The following is a 21,289-nucleotide window of genomic DNA, read 5'->3' as shown; positions in this document are numbered from 1 at the left end:
GGCTTTGAGTCCTTATATATTTATGCGTCAGTTTTTAATTGAAGAAATAAAAACCTGGGAAAGGTTTTATAGAGCCAATTTTATTAATTGTTTAACCGGATTTAAACCAGTCAGTTTAGTTGGTTCTATTAGTAGTTCAGGTGTTCCCAATTTATCTATAATAAGTAGTATTGTTCATTTAGGAGCAGACCCTGCTTTAATAGGTTATATTAATAGACCAGTTGCAGCAGCTCCGGATACCATTACTAATATTGAGCATACAAAATGTTTTACCATTAACCATATTAATGAATCATTTTTGCATCAAGCACATCAGTGTAGTGCCAAATATTCGCCTGAAGTGAATGAGTTTGAAGCAACTGGGTTAACAGAAAGGTATGAAGAGGGTATTATTGCGCCTTTTGTTAAAGAAGCATTGGTAAGTTATGAAATGGAATTAGTAGAGATTTCTCCAATTCATTACAACAAGACTTTTTTTGTAATAGGTCAATTGAAATCTGTTTTTTTGGAAGAGTCTATTATTGACGCTGATGGATTTTTAAACCTTTCTAAGTCAGGGTCTATTGTTTCAATTGGTTTAGACGGGTATGCAAAAACAGAAATGATTACAAGGCTTCCTTATGCAAAGCCATAGTATATAACGAAAACAAATTGGGATCTTTTGGTAGCTGAATCATTTCTTTAAATTCCATTCCTACTTTTTCTAACACACGAATAGAGGCAATATTTTCTGGTTTAGTAATACCTGCCAATGCAGATAGTTGAAGTGATTCTTTTGCATATTGCACTACGGCTTTACTTGCCTCTGTAGCAATGCCTTTGCCCTCATAATTTGGCATTAAGGCAAATCCTAAATCTGGGGTAACCAATCCTTCTCGTTTTACTATACCACATATTCCTGCGGATTGATTGTCTTTTTTTAAGATCACTAAGAAGAGGCCAAATCCATTAATATTATAACTGTTAATGATATTGTTAGCGATATAATTACTTGCAGTTGTTTTATCGTTTACATTTCTATTACCAATGTTTTTTATCCAAGTTGGAGTATTCATTAATTGCATCATGAACCCTGCGTCTATAACGGTTAATGCCCTAATTCGTAATCTTTCTGTTTCTATATTAAGTTGCATTATCTACCGCTGGTAATTACAATTTTAGTAACAATATTTTCATTTCCTTTCCCATCTCTAGCTAGTATCAAATATACTCCTGATGCAACTTTATTACCTAAATAATTTCTTCCATTCCAAACAGCTTGGCCACCTAAACTTCTAGTTTGGTAAACCAATCTGCCATTTAATTCAGTGATTTTTATAAGGGTATTTTCTGCTAATCCTCTTATTGCTATTTGACCATTATATTGGGGCGGAACAGGATTGGGAAAAACAAGCACACTGTTTTTAACTTCTGTTGATTCTGTTGCAGTTCCTCTATAACTACAAAGCCCATTAAAAGTTGCAAAATATACTTCGCCTGTAGTTGGGTCTACTGCAATTTTTTTAACATCATTACTCAATAAAGGGCTATTACTAACTGTAAAATGATGAATGATTTTTTTTGCATCTGCGCTAATTAACCAAACTCCATTTTGAGTGCCAATCCATTTTTGATTGGCTCCATCTAGCGCCATGCTTTGTACTTGTTCTCCTTTAAAAAGAAACCCTGCAAATTGATCTTGTTGAATAATAGGGAGAGTAGCTTCACAGCTACCCAATACATTATCGCTACAATAAATGATTCCAATTCCGTCATCTGTACCAACCCAAATGCTATTGTCTTTGTCTTTTAAAATACTTAATACATTATTTGAAGGCAGGTTGCCGTTTCCTACACCCTGTTGAAAGATTTTCCATTGATCGTCTCCAGTTGTTTCAATATTATTACCATACTTATAGTAAATTAGTCCATTCCCTTTTGGGCTTTGAATCCAAAGTTGATCAAAATCGTCTGCAATTATTTGTGCAACTGCATTTTCTGTTAAACTAAACGGAATGGTAAATCCAAACCATTTATCTTCTGCGGTTTTAAGCTTTAGTGCCTGTGGGGCCCCATAATTGCTGATCCATAAATTATTTTTATTGTCTAAAGCTAATCCGCTCACTCTGTAACTTCCTTGATCTCCTATTGTTGCTTGTAATAAGCTATTTTGTTGTTTAAAAATTTGCGACTGTCCGTTGTTTTGTTTTAATAGTCCGCCTCCATAACTACCTGCCCATATAGTGCCATTTGATGGATTAACAGCTACTGTTATGATGTCGAGCACTGTGTCTAATAAAGGGGTGTTAAATGCGCCTCTATTGCTCCAAATACCTTCTTTGAATTCAAGGATGCCATCTCTATTAAATTGGTAATTCCAGGCTGCATTTACGGATCCTGCTGCCTGGAAAAGGGTTTGATTATAAAAAGCAAATTCACCATTCGAAATACCCAATGGTCCATTTGGTATATATCTCTCGGTATTATTTCCGAAAGAAGACAATCCCCCAAACTGATCTGCAACCCAAACAGTTGAGTTATTTGTAATAGCAGAAGAAGGAAAAGATATTATGCCAGGCGCTGCAATACTTTGTACTAAATTTCCATTTGGATTTAGTACAATAACTTTTGAATTACCTGATGTTGTTCTTAGGCAAATGGTAATATTGTTCTCGCTTATGCCAGTATTAACAATCTTCCAATTTAGTTCTTGAAAGAGTAGTTTCCATTGATTATTTTCTTGTGTGAAAACACTATCATTTTTAGTGATAATTAACTGGTTATTGATGAATCCGATAAAAGAAACAGCTCCATTAGATGGCCCTAAAATATTTTCCCAGTTTTGATAATTTGCAGGATCTAGACCTGTTTTTGCAATTCTTTTTATTCCTTCATCAGAAGCAGCAAAGTAATACTGATTGTTTTCGGTAAATGAATTTATGCTTATTTGTGTTCCAGCATTTCCAATAATCCAAGTGTCTTTAATTTCATATTTGTTCAAGTTTAACAATACAATACCCAATCCTGTAGATAAGTAAGCAGTTCCCATTGACGCATAAATACTATTGATTGTTTTATTACCACTAATACTGCTTCTTTGTATATCACTCAGATTTTTTGTAATGCTTCCTTTCAAAAAATCAATATTGCTGTTCTTATATGCAATAATTAACTGGCTATTTTGAGCATCCCAACCAATTTGTTGAATGCCTATATCGCTAAGTCCATTTACTTTATGGTACCTATTTATTTCTTGATTGGCATCAATTGAAAATATGGCATCATTGGTAGCAGCATAAATTAGGTCTCCCTTTATTACTTGAATTGCTTTTTGGTAATTGAGGTGCTCTCTCCATTGTCCTATTGGAACTGGTTGTTTTTGCGCACGTAGAATACCTGCACTTGATAAGCAAAATAATAGAAATACTATTTGCAAATGCTTACTCATAAATATTCACGATGCCTTGTTTTATGGCAAAAAGAACCAGGCCAACCCTTGTTTTAATATCAAGTTTCTTAAATAAATTATCTCGATAATTATCGATTGTTCTTACACTAACACACATTTCTTCTCCAATTTCTCTATAAGACTTGTCTGCACATAGTAGTTGCAAAAAATGAGCTTCTTGTTCAGATATATTTAATAGCAATGCTGTTTGTTTCCCCTCATCTTCTTCATTTGAAACATAGTTGATGAGTTTGTCTCTAACTAATTCATTCACATAAAACTCATTTCGTTGAATGGATTCCATTGCTTCCTTAAATACATGCGGTTTACTGTCTTTGATGATATAACCTTTCACCCCATTCCTAAGCATTCTTATAATGGCCATATCGTTCGATAACATACTTAAAACCAGTACTTTAACTGTTGGCAAATGTTTTCTAATCCAAGCCGCTGTTTCATACCCATCCATTTCAGGCATGGTAATATCTAATAGTACAATATCTGGTGGTGTAATTGATTTTACTTTTTTGATAAATTCAAGTCCATTTCCTGCCTCTAACACCACTTCAAATTCTCCTAATGAGTTTATTATCGCAGCCAATCCAGATCTCAGTAATTCATGGTCATCAACTAATGCTACGGTGGTTTTCATTGTTATTTTGAATTTAATAATATGGTAAAAGTAGTTCCTTGGTTAATGATACTATCAATATGAACAGTTGCATTGATTAGTTTAGCTCTAGAGAAGATATTATTTAATCCAACTCCTGGGCTATCTTGTTTAATATCTGCGGTATTAAATCCTATTCCGTTGTCTTTAATTTCAACTTTTAGTTGTTGGTTTAATTTACAAATATGAATATTAATTGTATCGCAGGATGCATGTTTTAAAGTGTTATTAATTACTTCCTGAATCATTCTATATAAAATGATGTCTACGCTTTTATCTAATAAATCTAAGTTTACCTCTTCGTCTATGGTTAAAAAACTTTGGTATTTACCTGTTTTATTGATATTGTGTAAAAGCTGTTCCAATGACTCTACAAACCCAATTTGATGAAAATTATTGTTGATTAAGCTATGACTTATATTTCTTAAATCATTCCAAACTTTCTTTAAAAAATTGTAAATTTCTTCTTTTTCTTTTTCGTCTACCTGTTCTTTTAAATTAGCAATTCTTAGCATTGATAAATACACTACTTGAGCAGTATCGTCATGTATTTCATATCCTATATAATTTAAAGTTTGATTTTGTATTTCTAACTGAGATTTTATAATGGTTTGTTCAAACCTATTTTTCATCTCTTCTTTTTCCTTTTGATTTTGACGCTGTTTCCGCAAGAATAGGTAGAGCATAACCAATAGGAATACCGCTAGTAATACAAAGAATACAGAGGAAATAATTATTGTGACGAGTATGTCTTCTTGTTTTTCCGGCATAATATGAACGCGTATATAAATGCTGAATATAAAACCACATTTAAACTCTGATTAATAATGCCATATATTTTTTTGCCTTCTTGTTGTAAATCATAACTTCTTAAATACTCAAATAAGGCATTAATAATGACCGATCCCATGTAAAATAGTAATAAGCCCGTGCATACCCAAAAGAAGGGTTGCTTTGCCAATGGGTGGTCTAAATGTTCTGGTAAAACCGATTCGTAAAAAAAGAGGCAACAAAAGAGGACCACAAAGAAAGACCCCAATAAGAATGTGTAGGTATGAAAATTATTGTATCCCTGAACAAATTGTAGGTTTAAAAAGACCATGAATGCATAAAAAGGGATGAAACCAATGGTGAGCTTTTTAAACAAAGTGGTTTTCAGGTGTTTAGAGAACAAAAAGGAATAGAAAATGAATTCTACAGTGGTAAAAACATTAAAAAGGGTATAATTTCTAATGCCCTTTGTAATTAGGTAATAGCCAATCAATTCCACCGTAAGTGTAATAAAAAGAAAGGGTAAAAAGTATTTAAAAGGGGTGTTTTTTAGTGATCTATATAATAGTATACAAACTAAAAAACTGCTGGCTTGCACCAGCAGGTAGATATTGTATAATAACATTCAAACGATTTTCTATGAAACTACTAAATAATAGCCGAACTGAAAATTAAGGCCAAATAGAACCGTGGTTCAAATAATTGGAACCATCACCTGGGGTACTACCATCACCAATATCCTGGCTTCTGAAATTGCCGCTATTGCTTCTTTTATTGTTGCCTAAGAAGAATACCGATACTCTGCCTTTGTAAGAAGGACTAGGGGCAGTAACTTCATCGTATTGGCCAAAATACACATATACCTTGTCTGAGTTATATGTTTTTTTCAATTGCTCGAGGTATTTCTGCAAATCTTCAATATTGAACACAACATGTTCGGTATAATTCTTACCAACGTAATTTTTCTTATATGTTGCCTGCATTCTAGCTGCAGCACTTTCAGAAATTAAGCCATTGATGGCAGTTGCATTAGCAGCTGACCCAACAACATTCATTTCTGTATCTTTCTTATTTGATTGCAGTGTATTGGCTTCTGTTTCTGCTTTCTGACATGCAGTAAAGCTTAGAGAAGCAATTACTCCCAGGGCTAAAAAGCGTTTCGAGAATAGGTTTTTCATAACTAGCGATTTTATTGTTTGCGAGGATTGTGAATGTAAATTAATTCAAGTTTGAATGCAAAGTATCATGTTTTTATCAATTAATTTAATTTATAATGTATAAATAATTGGTAATCAAATATTTAATTTTACCACTACAAAAAATAGGGTGAAATCACGCTGACTATATATATAAGTACCACAGCATTTTGTCTTTTTGAATCCCATCTTTACAGCATAAAAGGGGTGAATTGTAGCAAAACCCTGCATTTAAATCTTAATAGTTGGAATATGTTTACTGAAAACCGGTTGTTTTTGAATGAAAAGCAGGCTTTTTCCGCATTGAAGCGTTTTTTTGCGCTTTCTCAGAATGCATTGTTTTTAGCCAATCAAGCCAATCAGTCTTTCACTTTTTTCAACGATCATTTCGCAAATTTTTTTTCAGAAAATAATACACTGGAAGAATCAATTGCTTTCGAAAAATTATACGCTATAGCACATGAAGACGATCGTCATTTATTAAAGAAATTATTGGCTTCTACTATAGATCAGCATTCTGTAAATGAGGATGGAGAGAATATTCGTTTTTTTTGTAAAAAAGGTGTTTGTAGAGTATTCAATTTGCGATGTACAAAGCTTGCAAATGTGGAAGATGACTACAGCATAACAGGTATTTTAACTGATGTTACAGATATACTTTGGTTTGAGCAACAGCAAAAGAAAAGCGATAAAACATTTAGAGAACTGTCGTTCATTACATCTCATGAATTGCGGCATGAATATGCTAAAATTCAATCCATTATTCAAATGCTTGATAATATTCAAATTAGTGAAAAGGAACGAAATGAAATGATTGCTGCATCAAGACATTCTATCCAAGTAATCAACAGTACTATTTTTAAAATAAACCATAAACTTTCTTTTAATCAAACAGATGGTTATTTTGATTTTTACAAAAAGAATCACCAGTATAAAAAAATAATTTTAATTGACGATGATGGCCTTACTAATATCATTAATAAGCGGATTATTCAAATGGTAAATAGTACAATTGAAGTGGTTGTTTTTACTGATATAGAAGCGGCAGAAATATTTCTTAAAACCGCAGACCAATCTGGTGAATATTTAATTTTACTAGACGTAAATTTTCCTTTTAGTAGCGGTTGGGAATTCTTGGAAAATTACCAGCAATTTCATATTCAGTCAAAGGTAATTGTGCTATCCTCCTCTATTGATACTTATGATAGAGATAAAGCCAGAAAATACCCAATGGTAGTTGATTATATAACCAAACCTCTTTCTTCTGAAATGGTTAAAGAAATGCTTTATGTTTAAGCATTAATATGCTTTTGTATTGCTTTTTTTGTAACAATCCATAACAAGAATGATAAGGCGCCAACGGTTATTAAGGTAATCCAAGAAATGGCGCTTGGAATAAAAATCAATTGCTTTTCTAAGAATATTTTTAATCCATATTGCAACAATATAAGTAAAAGGGTTGCCGATCCAATACTTAAAAGATTACCTGGATAAAATTGACGCAATAAAAATTTTGATAACTGCTTAGGAGCTGCACCTAATGTAATCAAAAGAATAATCTCTTGTTTGCAATTGGAAATAGTTAATTGAATAAATAAAGTAAAAATTATTAAAGCAAATACCAGCATAAGTACTCCGGTTAATCCAGCAATAGCAACTACAGCATCAATTACTTTTCTGTATTTACTATACCTTAATTTTTCTGTATTAGTACTAAGATTGTATTTCTTTAAAAAGCTTACTATTGCAGCATTTGAAGGGTCATTGGTTTTTAATACTAATCTCGATACTTCATTATTTGATTTGGTTTCGGCATAATTATTTCCCCATCTAATAAATTCTACAGGCACTAACATTGAAGATATTCTATCACTTAATCCTACAATTTTTGCGTTAAAGCTAATTGGCCCATTTTTGCCATACACAGTCAATTTAAACACAATCATTTTTACAATGGCTGGAGTAAGTTGAGGAAGGTTTTGTGATATTGAAAATTGAAAATTATATATGTCTAAAAACATATTGGGTACAATCACTGGCACATAAGCTGCATTAGGATCCCAACTAAATTGATCGTTTTTTACATCTATAAAATCACTTGGAACACTCTCAAATGAAATATCTGTATAAAAAGGAAATCGATCACTAATGCTTTGAATACTGGCTTTGAATCTACTTGGGGTAAGTATGCCAACCGATTCTGTAAATGGCTGCTTCGCTATTTCATTAATTAGGTCTTGGTCTAATTTGGTATTACTTAAATTATTATTGTCTAGTATTTTATTGATTACTAAAAAATCTGCAATACTGTCTTTATTATTTGAGCTATTTAATAAAAAGTGATAATTAGATTGAATTTGAATTGCTGTTAATAATAGAAAAACAGCAATGCCAAGTCCTATTCTAGAAGTAATCATTCGAATAATACCCGAGTGATTTCGAATTAGTTTTTTTAATAAGTGATTTAACAAAGCTTATAAGTTTAAACTTACTTGATAATCAAAGTGTTCATCTTTGTCTAAGTCTGTGATGATTAATCCTGCACTTCTTTTTTTGCATTCCGCTTCAATTAAAGCGGCTGCAATTTTTTTATTTGCATTATCCAGATGGCTAAAAGGTTCATCTAGTATGATGAAATCAAAAGGTTGCATTAATGCCCTTAGTATACTTACCCTTTGTTGTTCACCATAGCTGCAATGCATTGATTGTTGATCTAAAATGGATAAAATTCCTAATTGGCTGGCCATTTCTTCTATTTGCTCTACGCGAACAATTGGGTTTTGTAAAACTCTTTTGAGTTCAATGTTTTCTCTTGCAGTTAAATTAGGAAAGAGTCGGAGGTCTTGAAAAACAATACTCCAATGTAGCTGTCTTAAATTTGCTAATTCAGACGAATCTATTAACTGAATATTTTTTCCTTCGTATAACACTTCACCTGAATAATCCTTTCTTAGCCCATAAAGTAGATGGACCAATGTGGTTTTTCCAGTACCACTCGGTGCGGTTATTTTAATAAAGTCTCCTTTTTTCCATTCAATAGCCTGCCCCCAAATACCAGAAATTCTTACAGATGGTCTATCTGCAAGAATTGCCGGTATTACATTATTTAATTTAAAATGCATTAATTGGCTCTTATAACCGTTGGAATTCCTGAAGGGAATAATTTTTCCTCCATTTCTTTTTCTCGTCTTGCAACTGCTCTTGTATCAACTGCAATATTGGTAAATAAGCTTACTAGGGTAACTAAACTGTTTTGTTTTTGGTTCTGCATATTAATTTCTAATACAGAACTAATGCTGTTGTTAGAATAGTTTTCTGAACTTCCCATGATGTCTTTAATGGTATTTTTGGCAGTTATTAAAGAATTGTAATATCCTCCAGAAGAGTCTTTAATAAAGCCATTTAAAGTATTGGCTACATCAATATATAAAACAGTTGATTTCCCTTTAAAATAATTTAAAGCTTCAGTATTAATGCTGGTTTTTGAATTATTCAATTTGTATTGGGAATAAGTAACAGAGTCGCTAGCAATAATAATTCCTTGTTCATTTGCTACCATATAGATTCCCATTTGACCAAATAGATCTCCAGACTTATATTCATTGCCTTTCTTAACTGCAAAGCCACGGTCAACAATTTTATCCAATACTTTCTTAAAACTTTCAGGCTTTCCTGCAGGAATATTAATAATTAATTTCCCCATTGGCTTTTTCACAACCAATGATAATTCGTCTTTCCTTGTTTGAGGCTCAGTCATACCGATGCCTAAATCGGAAACAACAACAGCAATATCACCCTTAATTGCTCCATATAATTCCGAAGCTGTAACACCTGATTTGGTTAAAAATTCATTCACAAATCCTTCTACTTCTAATTCTTTTAAAACTCCTCCAAATATTGCAGGATCAAATGAAGCCATTACGATTGCATTAATATTTTGTGAAGGGAAAGTTTTGATTAAATCGGTATTTACTGTTGGCCCTGCATATTTTTTTAAAATACTACTTAATAATGGGTTGGTATGGGTTACCGATTTTGCAATGATTTTGCCTTCTTCAAAGGCTAAAGTTGCCGAGGTATAATTATTGTTAACCAACTCCTCTAGTTTAGGTAACTGTAATGGCATTCCACTTAAAGCAGCCAATGAACCTCCTGAGCTTGCAAATAAATAACCTTCTGCTTTGGTTTTAAACATTTTACCAAACTCTTTAACAGAAGCCATTGAAGCAGATTCCTTTTGTGAAAACAATCGAGACAATTCAGTCAACATTGTTGTTTTATTGTCCTTCTTTTCGGGAATAACAAATCGCATATTTACGGTATCATAGTAGGGAACTACTTTGTTTTCGTAAATCATTACCAATGCATGTTCTTTGTTCCAAGCCAAAATATTATTGTCGCTTAATGGTAAGTATTGATATTCTTTTTCTTTAGCGAAAGCTTTTTTATCCTTCCAGTTTAATTTGCTTAAGTATTGGTTAAACACGGCTGAATCTGAAATACTAAATAGTAAATTCATGATATTGGCATTCTTATTCTCTTTTTGTGGGTAACTAAAAAAGTGAATTTTTTCTTCCCAATTAATGCCAGAACTATTTCTAAAATCGGCTACTTTTTGTTGGTCTTCGGGTTGGGTAGAGTCTTTTTGGTATCCCTTTGATAGAATACTATCAATGCTAATTCCCCCATTTTGTAATTTCTCTTTTAATGCATTGGGATCAATGCTAACTACAATCATAGCTTCCTTCGGAATCAATTTGGTTTCCTTAGGGGCATTATTAGAGCAAGAAATCAAGAACATGCTGCTGATTCCAATCAACATAAAATAGTGAATACCGCGTTTCATAAGTAAAAATTATACATTGAAGTTAATTCTTACAGCGGTATTCACGTATAAATGTGATGTTAATTGATAATAGCCTGATAAATGGCCTCCTGGATATTTGGACGTACATTCATTTTTCCAAAAAGGGTATTATTTCTAGTTGGGGTAACCCTATTTGATAAGAAAATATAGATTAAATCGTTGTCTGGATCAACCCAAACACATGTGCCGGTAAAGCCTGTATGACCATAGGTATTCAGCGATACAGATTTAGATGGATAGGGTTCTTTTCTGCTTGAATTGTCTTTTTCCGGTTTGTCAAAACCCAGCCCTCTTCTACTTACAGTGCTATTGTAAGCGGTAAATTGTTGGATGGTTTCTTTTTTTAAGAATTGTTGTCCATTCATGGTGCCTCCATTGAGTAGCATTTGATACAATTGTGCTAAATCATAGGCATTGCTAAATAAACCAGCATGCCCGGCTATACCTCCAAATAAAGAAGCTCCTTCATCGTGTACATCACCTCTCATCATTTGCTGCCTAAAATGCTTTTCGTCTTCTGTAGGAACCAAAGCATTTAAAGGGAAATATTTTCTTGGAGTAAAACCTGTACTGGTCATAGCCAATGGATCGTAAAATATTTCTTTACTGTAATCATGAATATTTTTGCCACTAACTGATTCAACCACTTTTGCTAAGAATATAAAATCGTTGTCGCTGTAAATGTATTGTCCAGCCTTTGTTAATGGGCTAGTTAGAATTCTGTGGAAAATGGTGTCTTGCCAATCGTTTCTTAAGTAAATATTTTCAGCTACTCGCACTGAAAATTCGGGCGTAGGGTTTTCTCTAAAGTATGCTGGTAAAGGCTTTCCGGTTGAGCTATCCAAAAGTTCTTTGTAAAAAGTAATAAACGATTTAAGCCCAGCTTGGTGTAATAAAATGTCTTTTAATTTTAAGCTTGCTTTATCTGAATTTTTGGTCCAATCTAAATAGTCGCCCAAAGTTTTTTCTAAATCAACTTTGCCTTCTTCTACCAATTTCATAATTGAAACAGTAGTAGCTGATACTTTTGTTACCGAAGCTAAATCATAAATCATAGATGGGTTGATGGGCTCTTTTTTGTCTAAATTGGTATAGCCAAATGCCTTATGGTAAGCAATCTTTCCCTTTCTAGCTACCAATACCACACAGCCAGGAACTGCACCTTTTTCAACAGCATCATTAGCAATGGAGTCTATTCTATTTAGTTTGTTGGCGTCTAACCCTGCTTCCCATGCCTGCACTTTAGGGTAATAATTATTATAAGTAATTGAAGTGCCATAAGTGAGTGAAGGCGTTACGGTCACTGGTAATATTCCCTTTGACTCATTGCGGCCAATTAAAATATCATAAACAGCATCCTGTGTTATATCGTCGTCTTCATAACAAGCTAATAAGTTCACAGGATTACTAGAATTTGCCATTGCATAGGGATTGCCAAAATATAAATTGAGGGTGTTAAACGATTGCAATGCATTTAGTAAATAAACGGAGGCGTTGCTCAACCCAAAATTCTTTGCTGGCCTTCTGCTATAGTTATGCATGCCAACAATGACTAAGTCGTAACCTGATTCTTTAATTTTTTTAATTAATGTATTGGCCGAACTACTATCTGCTTTTTCTGCTGGAATATTATTTGCTGATTGATCATCCATCAACTGTTTTCCTATGGTTGCCCTTGAACCAAATAAAAATACAGTTGCATTATAATTATTCTTGAGTTGAGTAGTAATTGTATTTTCTCCAGGAGCACCAATAGCAATATAGGCAATGCGTTGCCCCTTTTTAATTGGGAATATTTGGTTGTTTTCTTTCTTTAATAAAGTGATGGCGTTCTTGCTAAGTAGGGTTCTAATTCGATTGGTTTGAACGTTTAAGTCATTTACTAAATTAGTGGTATCAATTGGTTGAAGTTTATTAAGCCCCAAATGATATTTTGCTAATAATACTTTTTTTACCCGTGCATCTATTGATTCCCAACTTAATCTTCCATTGTCAATTGCTTGTCTAATTTTAGCAATAGTGCCAGGTATATCTTCTGGCAAACAAAGCATATCGTTACCTGCAATAAGGGCTTCTACTGAAGCTTCGCCAGAAGGAAAGTATTTGGTGATTCCTTTCATTTCTAAGGCATCAGTAAAACTGAGTCCTTTAAATCCTAATTCATTTCTTAATAAATCGGTAATACTTTTTTTAGAAAGGGTTGCTGCCAAATTTGCTGTAGTGTCAATTGCAGGGATGTATAAATGTGCTGTCATCATGCTGCCTAACCCTGCTTTAATTAAAGCCCTGAAGGGGTATAGTTCTAATTCATCTAATTGAGCCCTAGATTTATTAATAATAGGTAAATCATAATGACTGTCAACTGCTACATCTCCATGACCTGGAAAATGTTTGCCTGTAGCCATTACGCCAACATCTTGCATGCCGCGCATATAAGATGTACCATATAACGCTACTTTGTATTTATCTTCTCCAAAGCTTCGGTCGTTAATGACAGGGTTCATTGGATTGTTGTTAATGTCTATATCAGGCGCATAGTTTACTTGGATGCCTAATCTTTTGCACTGTTCTCCAACTGCTTTCCCAAATTCATAAATTAGCGCTGCATTATTTACTGCCCCCATCATTAATTGCCGAGGAAAATTGATGACACTATCTAATCGCATGCCTAAGCCCCACTCACCATCAATGCTAATCATCAAAGGCGTTTTAGCCATTGACTGATACATATTGGTAAGCATGGCTTGTCTTACAGGGCCACCCTGAAAAAAGCAAAGACCACCCACATTGTATTTACGGATGGTCTCTGAAACTTTTGATACATGATCATTACCCAAATTGCTGTGGGCGCGAATAATCATTAACTGCGCAATGCGCTGGTCTTTATTTAGTTTTTTAAATTTCTTATTTACCCATTTAATGGCTTCGGGCGTTTCTTCATAAAACTGCTGCGCCACCAATGCAGTATTGCCAACTGCTAAGATTGTTAGAATGAATAACCACTTTTTCATACGACTTGTTTAATAGCCACACAAGGTATGAAATGGATCGGTTTATTCTCCTTCTTCGGGTGCTTCAGTTAATTCAACAGCAATATTATTGGCTTTTAATACTCCAAACCATTTCACCATTTTTTTCATATCACTAGCATATACACGTTCAAAATCCATATCTGGGTATACTTTCTCGAAATAAGCTTTTACTGCAGCGGCGTCTTTATCTGAAGGCAATGCTTCTTTGCTTGTTTCCATTGCTTTGAATACTTCAGCCAGATTTACGTTTTCTCTGATGGTGTATACCTCAATGCTTTCTAAATGTGAAAAATTATGAATTCTGCTGCTTACAAATTTGGTGGTATTGTCCTCGAGCGATTTTACAATAGCGCCATCATTCTTGCTGCTCAACATTTCGAACAAGCCGCTCATTCCAGTAACCGATATTAATTTATTGTATTCCATAGTTCATTAATTGAGGTGCAAAGTAAAGGAAATTGTTTTGGAGAAGCATCCGATTATTGAATTGATTGCAAAGCCCTTTCTAATCTAGCTTTACAATCAACATAAGGAGTGTATCCCCTAGCCAATAAATGGAATTTGGTCTCCGTTTCTTGTAATAATACACATGGATAGCCAGTTACTTGCAATTGCTTCACCAATGCAAACTCATAATTGGCTTTCTCTTTGTATTCCTCACTTTTAAGCCTTTCATAAAAAAGCTCAGGTTGGATGCTGTATTTTTCTAACAAATGCTTGTAAGCCTCATCATCGGTTAGGTCTCTTCCTTCAAAGTGCAATGCTTTTTGTAGGTCTGCGGCAAAATCCACTTGTTTTTCTGGGTATATTTCTTTAAAAATACACAATGCAATAGCTGGCTTTTCAGAGTTGGGATACCAATCACTTAGGTCTGGATTGTTAATATGCCATAGGTAATCAGGACCAAAGCTCACTCCACTATATTCTTCAACCGTTTTATAAGCCGATTGAATATATCCAGCGGTAGCACTTATGTGAACAGGTTCTTCTGGTAAAACCATTCCCCCAGATAATACTTCAATTTGGAGGTTGGGGAATTGATGAGCTATTTGGGTGATTACGGTGCTAAACCCATAACACCAGCCACAATAGGCATCGTAACAATAAAAGAGTATTGGTTTCATATTGCAAATTTAGGAATGGATTCTATAGCTTTGCCAGCAGATTTAACCAATTAAATGTTAGGATATGCCAGGTTTTGAACTTTTTGGTGCCGAAGAAAGAAAGGAAGTGAATGATGTACTGGAAACAGGTATTTTGATGAGGTATGGATTTGATGGACCTCGAAAAGGTATTTGGAAGGCACAAGAACTAGAGAAAGCCATTACCGAAACATTTGGTTGTCAATATGCGCAACTAACATCATCAGGAACCGCTGCTTTAACTACCGCCATGGTAGCTTTGGGAATAGGAGCAGGAGATGAAGTGATCATGCCGGCTTTCACTTTTGTGGCTAGTTTTGAAGCGGTATTAAGTGTAGGTGCTATCCCGGTTCTCGTAGATGTAGATGACACACTTACCTTAAATCCAGATGCGGTTAAGAACGCAATTACACCTAAAACTAAATGTGTTATGCCTGTCCATATGTGTGGTAGCATGGCAGATTTAGATGCTTTATCAGCTATTTGCCATGCAAACAATTTGATTTTATTGGAAGATGCATGTCAAAGTATTGGTGGAACTTACAAGGGCAAAGCATTGGGCACCATTGGTCATGCAGGTACTTTTAGTTTTGACTTTGTAAAAATGATTACTTGTGCAGAGGGCGGAGTAGTGATGACGAATAATAAAGATGTTTACACTAAAGCTGACGGTTATACAGATCATGGTCATGATCACTTAGGTGTAGATCGTGGCGCAGATTTGCATCCGTTTATTGGATATAATTTCAGAATCAGTGAATTGCATGCTGCTGTTGGTTTAGCGCAAATTAAAAAGTTGAACATATTTCTGGAATTGCAGAAAAAAAATAATAAGGCGCTCAGAGCATATTTGGAGCAGATTCCCGAAGTTAGTTTTAGAAGGGTGCCCGAAGGCGGAGAAGACAGTTGTAGTTTTTTAAGTTGGTTTTTGCCAACTGCAGATCAAACACAAGCTGTTGTAAATGAAATGAAAGCCCAAGGAATTTTAGCAGGCAATTTTTATTGGTTTGCAAATAATTGGCATTATATAAGTAAGTGGGATCATTTAAAAAATGCTACAACTTTAAGTAGAATTAGTGTGGAGCAAGAAGCAGCATTAACAAAACTTCAAACAACTGTTTTTGCTGATAGTGATGCAATTATGAGTAGGTGTATTTCTACCGCCATTAGCTTGGTTTGGACTGAAGAGCAAATTCAAGAGAAAGGAACTAAAATGGTTGCTGCAATTAATAAAGTGCTTGGTAAATAGTTACTGATTCTTGCCTTCTAGTTTATTTACATAATCTAAACTACCCAATCTAAAACGAAAAGGTATTTTGGTTGCTTTTTCTAATTGTAATTCTTTTTTACAAAAAAAGCCCAGGCCTTTTACATAATGATTGGGAGCCAATATTTTGATAGGGCTATTTTTTAAGCTATCCAACCTTTTGTTGTACGCTTGTGTGCTTAGAGCATTTTGGAAATTATTTGTTTGAGCAGAAACAGCAATTGCGCTCATTAGGGATAAATTCACAAACAAACAAATCCTTTTAAACATGGTGTGGCTTTAAAACTTTGTAAATTTACAGCGTAATTAGTTAATCAATGTCACTTAGTCAATCATTACAGCAAAAATTATTGCAGAAACTGTCTCCTCAGCAGATTCAGTTGATGAAATTATTGCAAGTGCCAACTGCCAATTTGGAAGAACGAATCAAAGAGGAATTAGAAGAGAATCCTGCTCTAGAACAGGGCGATGAAGGCCATGAAGACGAATATACAGATGAACTAAAAGATGAATTCGATAGTATTGGAGAAGAAGAAGTTGATCCTGATGGTAGTGCAGATGATTATGATAACGTAGATATCAGTGAATATGTAGTTGATGATGATGGAGAAATTGCCGATTACAAAACCAAGGACGACAATTATCCTGAAATGGATGACCAAAAAGTTATACCTATAAAAGTAGAAACCAGTTTTCATGAATTGGTTTTGAATCAATTGGGGATGTTAGAATTGGATGAACGCAATTATCGCATTGCAGAACAAGTAGTAGGAAGTTTAGACGATGATGGATATTTACGAAGAGAGCTTACATCCATTGCAGATGATTTGGCGTTTAGGCAAAGTTTGATTGTAGAAGAAAAAGAAATTGAAGCAATCATTTTTCAAATACAACAATTTGACCCTGCAGGTATTGCCGCTAGAGATTTACAGGAATGTTTGCTTTTGCAATTAAAAAGAAAGACCGACGAAGGGAAAAGTGTTGAGTTGGCGGTTCAAATCTTAACTAAATATTTTGACGAGTTTACAAAAAAGCATTACGAGAAAATACAGAAAAGCTTAGGGTTAACAGACGATCAATTAAAAGAAGTGATTGGTCAAATTATCAAGTTGAATCCAAAGCCAGGCGGCAATGTAGGAGAGATGAACAAAGCGGAGAATTATATTGTACCCGACTTCTTCGTTATCAATAACAATGGGTTATTAGAACTTACATTAAACGCTAAGAATGCACCTGATTTAAGGGTAAGCGAAGGCTATAGAGATATGCTTAAAGACTATGAAAAAGGAAGCAAAAAAGACAAGCGTCAGAAAGAAGCGGTCCTTTTCATTAAGCAAAAAATTGATTCTGCTCGTTGGTTTATAGACATGATTAAACAACGCCAAGATACATTAATAGGCACCATGGGGGCAATTATGAAGCACCAGCAAGAATTTTTTCTTACTGGCGACGAAACAACCATGCGCCCTATGATATTAAAGGATATTGCTGAATTAACTGGCTTAGATATTTCTACTGTAAGTAGGGTGGCCAACAGCAAATTCGTGCAAACTGAATTTGGAACTTATCGCTTAAAATTTTTCTTTAGTGAATCATTGAGTACAGAAAGTGGAGAAGAAGTGAGCACACGTGAAGTAAAAAAGATTTTGAGTGATATGATTGAATCCGAAGACAAACACAAGCCTCTAAGTGATGAAGTGTTAACTGAAATGTTACAAGAGAAAGGGTATAATATTGCACGTAGAACTGTTGCTAAATACAGAGAACAATTGAATGTTCCTGTAGCAAGATTGCGTAAAGAGCTTTAATTTTTTTAGATGACAACAGACTCAAGTAACAACTATTTCAATAACCAGCAGGAGCCAAGACAGGCATCTCTAAGTAACCCAAGTTGGCCTTTTATTGTTACGGGTTTTGCTAAGTTACTTTCCTATCTTTTTCATCCACTCTTTATACCCACTTACTTTTTTTTATACCTAATGCAGTATTACTCTTTTGAATTTGCAGGTATAACCGACTGGCAATTAAAACTTCGCTTGTTTGGTGTTTTTTGGATGACTGCTTTTTTTCCTGCGTTTGCTGTATTCCTTTTATGGCGGCTTAAGTTTAGTACAGGGATATTTTTACGTACACAAAAGGAACGAATTGTACCATATATCATTACCATGTTTTTTTATTGGTGGATGCATTATTTAAGCCGCAATTTCCCTGACCAACCTGAAGTATTGAAGTTTTTTTATACGGGTATTTTTATATGCTCGGTTGCGGGCTTATTGGCCAATAATAGTTATAAAATCAGCATGCATGCAATGGGAGCCGGTGGATTTGCGGCGGCTTTAATCCTTACCTCATTTCATTATCAAAATACAGACGGAATAGCAATTAGTATTGCTTTACTACTAGCAGGCTTAATTTCTACGGCTCGATTGATTTTAAATGAGCACTCGTTTAAAGAAGTGTATACTGGCTTAGCTGCTGGTGCAATTTGTCAGTTACTGTCTTATTACTTTGTAATGTAATATACCCTCTGATTACCTTGTTTTTTTGTTTCTTTGCAGCTCATTCAACCTTTTTTCATGTGGTATAAGGCAGGGAAAACAATTTTACGTTTTAGAATTAGTTTGTTGTTTATTTTATTTCTGGCTACTGCTTTCATGGCATGGCAGGCGTCTAAAGTTCAACTTAGTTATGATTTCACTAGAGCCTTGCCTACCGATAATCCTAAGTTTATTGAATACCAAGATTTCTTAAAGCAATTTGGAAGTGATGGTAATACGGTGGTAATTGGTTTGCAATCTGACCGGTTTTACGAGAAGGATTTTTTTAATGAAGTTTATGCATTAAGTCAAAGACTTAAAAAAGTGCCAGGTGTAAACGATGTATTAAGTGTGCCAGATGCAGTTAATTTATTAAATGATGCGGTGAACCAACAATTGGTTCCTCAAAAAATATTCAATCCTCCTTACGCAAATCAAGCTGATTTAGATTCTGCAAAATTGCTTTTTGAGAGCTTGCCATTTTATAGAACTCTATTACATAGCCCAGATAAAAAAGCCTATTTGCTAGGCGTTACAGTTAGCAAGGATTCCATTAATAGCAAATACAGAAGTATACTCATTAACGATATTGTTAAAGAGACCAATATTTTTGAATCGAATACTAAATCTGTATTGCAATTAAGTGGTTTGCCTTTTATAAGAACCATCATTGGTGATAGAATCAAAGATGAAATGAATTGGTTTTTAATAGGATCATTATTGCTTTCTGCTGTTACGTTATTTATTTTCTTCCGTTCTATTAGTGCTACTGTAATGAGTTTATTAGTAGTTGGGATGGGAGTTATTTGGAGCGTAGGAACACTGGTATTGTTCGGCTATAAAATCACTTTGCTCACTGCTCTAATTCCACCATTGGTAGTAGTAATTGGTATTCCCAATTGCATTTACTTTTTAAATAAATACCATACTGCATACAGAGAAAAAGGAGATAAAGAAGAAGCCTTAGTAACCATGGTAGGCAGAATGGGTATTGTAACGTTGTTCTGCAATATTGCTGCTGCCATTGGGTTTGCGGTGTTTGCATTAACAAAAAGTCAATTGCTAAAAGAATTTGGTGCAGTTGCTGGTATCAATATTTTATTGTTGTTTTTTATATCCTTATTTTTTATTCCACCTATACTCAGTTTTCTACCTGCTCCAAAAATAAAACATACCAAGTATTTAGACAATGCATTTTTAGCTGCTATTTTAGTAAAGATTGAGCGATGGGCTTTTCATCATACTAGGATGGTATATATTGTTACCATTGTAGTTACGCTGATTTCAATACTAGGAATTTTTAGAATCAAAAGCGAAGGATTTATTGTGGATGATTTACCCAAAGCCGATAAAATTTATACAGATCTTAAATGGTTTGAAGAAAATTTTGGGGGAGTAATGCCGCTTGAAATTATTGTAGACACTAAAAAGAAGAACGGCTTAATGCGCTCTGTTAAACCCATTGCAGCCATTGATGAATTCTCCGCTTATTTAGATTCTTCAGATGCAACGGCTAGGCCCCTTTCATTTGTTGAAGGATTAAAGTTTGCCAAACAAGCATTTTATGATGGAGATACATTAAGCTATGCCATTCCTTACGAAAGTGATTTGGCCTTTATTGGCCCCTATTTAAAGTCAAAGAAAGACAGCAATGCCTCAAATGGTTCAAGTGCATTTAATAGATTGATCAATAATTTTATTGACAGTAATAAACAGAAAGCCAGAATAAGTGTAAACATGAAAGACATTGGCAGTGCTAAGCTGCCTGAATTGTTGGCCAATTTTGAAACCAAAGCCAATCAAATTTTTGATACGGCTACTTATAAAGTAAGTTTTACAGGAAGTAGTGTAAGTTTCCTGGAAGGGTCGAGTTTTATTATTAATGGGTTAAAGGAAAGTATTTTTTGGGCCTTCTTATTAATCACACTTTGCATGCTGTACCTGTTTAAATCGGTAAGAATTTTATTTAGTTCTCTCATTCCTAATTTGATACCCTTAATTGTTACTGCAGGTGTTATGGGTTGGGTAGGCATTGCCTTGAAACCCTCTACTGTATTGGTTTTTAGCGTAGCATTAGGTATTGTGATTGATGTTACCATTCGTTTTTTAATTAATTATAAACAGGAACTTCCTGCCCATCAACAAGAAGTTGGGCCAACCTTAATTCAAACGATTAAACATACTGGAATAAGTATTATTTACACTTCTTTGGTGTTAATTGCTGGTTTCATCATTTTTAGCTTTAGTGATTTTGGGGGAACCAAAGCACTTGGGTGGCTTACTTCATTAACATTGGTGGTGGGCACAATTACGAATCTGGTATTATTACCTGTTTTAATATTAACTATTTCTGGTAAAAAAGGGGGATAGTAGGTGTCTT

Annotated in this window: 19 protein-coding genes; 6 read left to right on the top strand and 13 right to left on the bottom strand. The window is 34.3% G+C overall.

Annotated features, from left to right (window positions below; genetic code table 11):
- Window positions 1-4 precede the first annotated feature (4 nt).
- Window positions 5-634 (top strand): flavin reductase family protein, encoded by a 630-nt coding sequence (locus Q8S25_RS06410; RefSeq protein WP_305535941.1) that lies wholly within the window; start codon window positions 5-7, stop codon window positions 632-634.
- Here Q8S25_RS06410 and Q8S25_RS06405 read toward each other — a convergent pair.
- From Q8S25_RS06405 to Q8S25_RS06380, 6 genes are all read right to left on the bottom strand, one after another.
- Window positions 606-1,133: a GNAT family N-acetyltransferase gene (locus Q8S25_RS06405; protein WP_305535939.1), complete on the bottom strand. Its 528-nt coding sequence runs from the start codon at window positions 1,131-1,133 to the stop codon at window positions 606-608. The two genes, Q8S25_RS06410 and Q8S25_RS06405, sit on opposite strands and share 29 nt — an antisense overlap.
- Complete coding sequence (locus Q8S25_RS06400; protein WP_305535937.1) at window positions 1,133-3,427, bottom strand: two-component regulator propeller domain-containing protein; 2,295 nt, start codon at window positions 3,425-3,427, stop codon at window positions 1,133-1,135. Before Q8S25_RS06400 ends, Q8S25_RS06405 begins: the two co-directional genes overlap by 1 nt.
- The gene (locus Q8S25_RS06395; RefSeq protein ID WP_305535935.1) at window positions 3,420-4,079 is read right to left on the bottom strand and encodes a response regulator transcription factor; all 660 of its coding nucleotides are present in this window, start codon (window positions 4,077-4,079) and stop codon (window positions 3,420-3,422) included. Before Q8S25_RS06395 ends, Q8S25_RS06400 begins: the two co-directional genes overlap by 8 nt.
- Window positions 4,080-4,081: 2 nt before the next feature.
- The gene (locus Q8S25_RS06390; RefSeq protein ID WP_305535933.1) at window positions 4,082-4,729 is read right to left on the bottom strand and encodes a sensor histidine kinase; all 648 of its coding nucleotides are present in this window, start codon (window positions 4,727-4,729) and stop codon (window positions 4,082-4,084) included.
- 101 nt (window positions 4,730-4,830) lie between these two features.
- Window positions 4,831-5,493, bottom strand: a complete 663-nt coding sequence (locus tag Q8S25_RS06385; protein WP_305535931.1) for a hypothetical protein — start codon at window positions 5,491-5,493, stop codon at window positions 4,831-4,833.
- 46 nt (window positions 5,494-5,539) lie between these two features.
- Entirely contained in the window at window positions 5,540-6,046 is a 507-nt protein-coding gene (locus Q8S25_RS06380; RefSeq protein WP_305535929.1) for a hypothetical protein, read from the bottom strand.
- 270 nt (window positions 6,047-6,316) lie between these two features.
- Here Q8S25_RS06380 and Q8S25_RS06375 point away from each other — a divergent pair, with 270 nt between their 5' ends.
- Window positions 6,317-7,360 carry a response regulator gene (locus Q8S25_RS06375; RefSeq protein WP_305535927.1) on the top strand — a complete coding sequence of 348 codons (1,044 nt, stop codon included), beginning with the start codon at window positions 6,317-6,319 and terminating at the stop codon, window positions 7,358-7,360.
- Here the strand turns inward: Q8S25_RS06375 and Q8S25_RS06370 are convergent.
- Genes Q8S25_RS06370 through Q8S25_RS06345 form a run of 6 tightly spaced genes read right to left on the bottom strand, consistent with a single transcriptional unit; the run spans window position 7,357 to window position 15,087 of the window.
- Window positions 7,357-8,535: a hypothetical protein gene (locus tag Q8S25_RS06370; protein ID WP_305535925.1), complete on the bottom strand. Its 1,179-nt coding sequence runs from the start codon at window positions 8,533-8,535 to the stop codon at window positions 7,357-7,359. The genes Q8S25_RS06375 and Q8S25_RS06370 overlap by 4 nt on opposite strands.
- A gap of 3 nt (window positions 8,536-8,538) precedes the next feature.
- Window positions 8,539-9,186 carry an ATP-binding cassette domain-containing protein gene (locus Q8S25_RS06365; RefSeq protein ID WP_305535924.1) on the bottom strand — a complete coding sequence of 216 codons (648 nt, stop codon included), beginning with the start codon at window positions 9,184-9,186 and terminating at the stop codon, window positions 8,539-8,541.
- Window positions 9,186-10,910: a DUF4836 family protein gene (locus Q8S25_RS06360; protein ID WP_305535922.1), complete on the bottom strand. Its 1,725-nt coding sequence runs from the start codon at window positions 10,908-10,910 to the stop codon at window positions 9,186-9,188. Before Q8S25_RS06360 ends, Q8S25_RS06365 begins: the two co-directional genes overlap by 1 nt.
- A gap of 59 nt (window positions 10,911-10,969) precedes the next feature.
- Window positions 10,970-13,942 (bottom strand): glycoside hydrolase family 3 N-terminal domain-containing protein, encoded by a 2,973-nt coding sequence (locus Q8S25_RS06355; RefSeq protein ID WP_305535920.1) that lies wholly within the window; start codon window positions 13,940-13,942, stop codon window positions 10,970-10,972.
- A 42-nt stretch (window positions 13,943-13,984) separates the two neighbouring features.
- Window positions 13,985-14,389: a DUF5606 domain-containing protein gene (locus Q8S25_RS06350; protein ID WP_305535918.1), complete on the bottom strand. Its 405-nt coding sequence runs from the start codon at window positions 14,387-14,389 to the stop codon at window positions 13,985-13,987.
- A gap of 53 nt (window positions 14,390-14,442) precedes the next feature.
- Window positions 14,443-15,087: a DsbA family protein gene (locus Q8S25_RS06345; protein WP_305535916.1), complete on the bottom strand. Its 645-nt coding sequence runs from the start codon at window positions 15,085-15,087 to the stop codon at window positions 14,443-14,445.
- 64 nt (window positions 15,088-15,151) lie between these two features.
- Here Q8S25_RS06345 and Q8S25_RS06340 point away from each other — a divergent pair, with 64 nt between their 5' ends.
- A complete protein-coding gene (locus Q8S25_RS06340; protein ID WP_305535914.1) occupies window positions 15,152-16,354 on the top strand; it encodes a DegT/DnrJ/EryC1/StrS aminotransferase family protein in 1,203 nt (400 codons plus the stop codon).
- On the opposite strand, the gene Q8S25_RS06335 is transcribed toward Q8S25_RS06340, so the two are convergent.
- A complete protein-coding gene (locus Q8S25_RS06335; protein ID WP_305535912.1) occupies window positions 16,355-16,603 on the bottom strand; it encodes a hypothetical protein in 249 nt (82 codons plus the stop codon).
- Between the two features lie 86 nt (window positions 16,604-16,689).
- On the opposite strand from Q8S25_RS06335, the gene rpoN reads away from it, so the two are divergent.
- Genes rpoN through Q8S25_RS06320 form a run of 3 tightly spaced genes read left to right on the top strand, consistent with a single transcriptional unit; the run spans window position 16,690 to window position 21,279 of the window.
- On the top strand, window positions 16,690-18,180 hold the full coding sequence (gene rpoN, locus Q8S25_RS06330) for an RNA polymerase factor sigma-54 (protein WP_305535910.1): 1,491 nt from the start codon (window positions 16,690-16,692) through the stop codon (window positions 18,178-18,180).
- Window positions 18,181-18,189: 9 nt separating this feature from the next.
- A complete protein-coding gene (locus tag Q8S25_RS06325) occupies window positions 18,190-18,891 on the top strand; it encodes a phosphatase PAP2 family protein (RefSeq protein WP_305535908.1) in 702 nt (233 codons plus the stop codon).
- Between the two features lie 57 nt (window positions 18,892-18,948).
- On the top strand, window positions 18,949-21,279 hold the full coding sequence (locus Q8S25_RS06320) for an RND family transporter (protein ID WP_305535906.1): 2,331 nt from the start codon (window positions 18,949-18,951) through the stop codon (window positions 21,277-21,279).
- Window positions 21,280-21,289 lie beyond the last annotated feature (10 nt).

The organism is Sediminibacterium sp. (assembly GCF_030695065.1).
GTDB lineage: Bacteria > Bacteroidota > Bacteroidia > Chitinophagales > Chitinophagaceae > Sediminibacterium.
The sequence above is the reverse complement of the archived record's forward strand: the minus strand, read 5'-3'. Positions and strand labels throughout refer to the sequence as shown.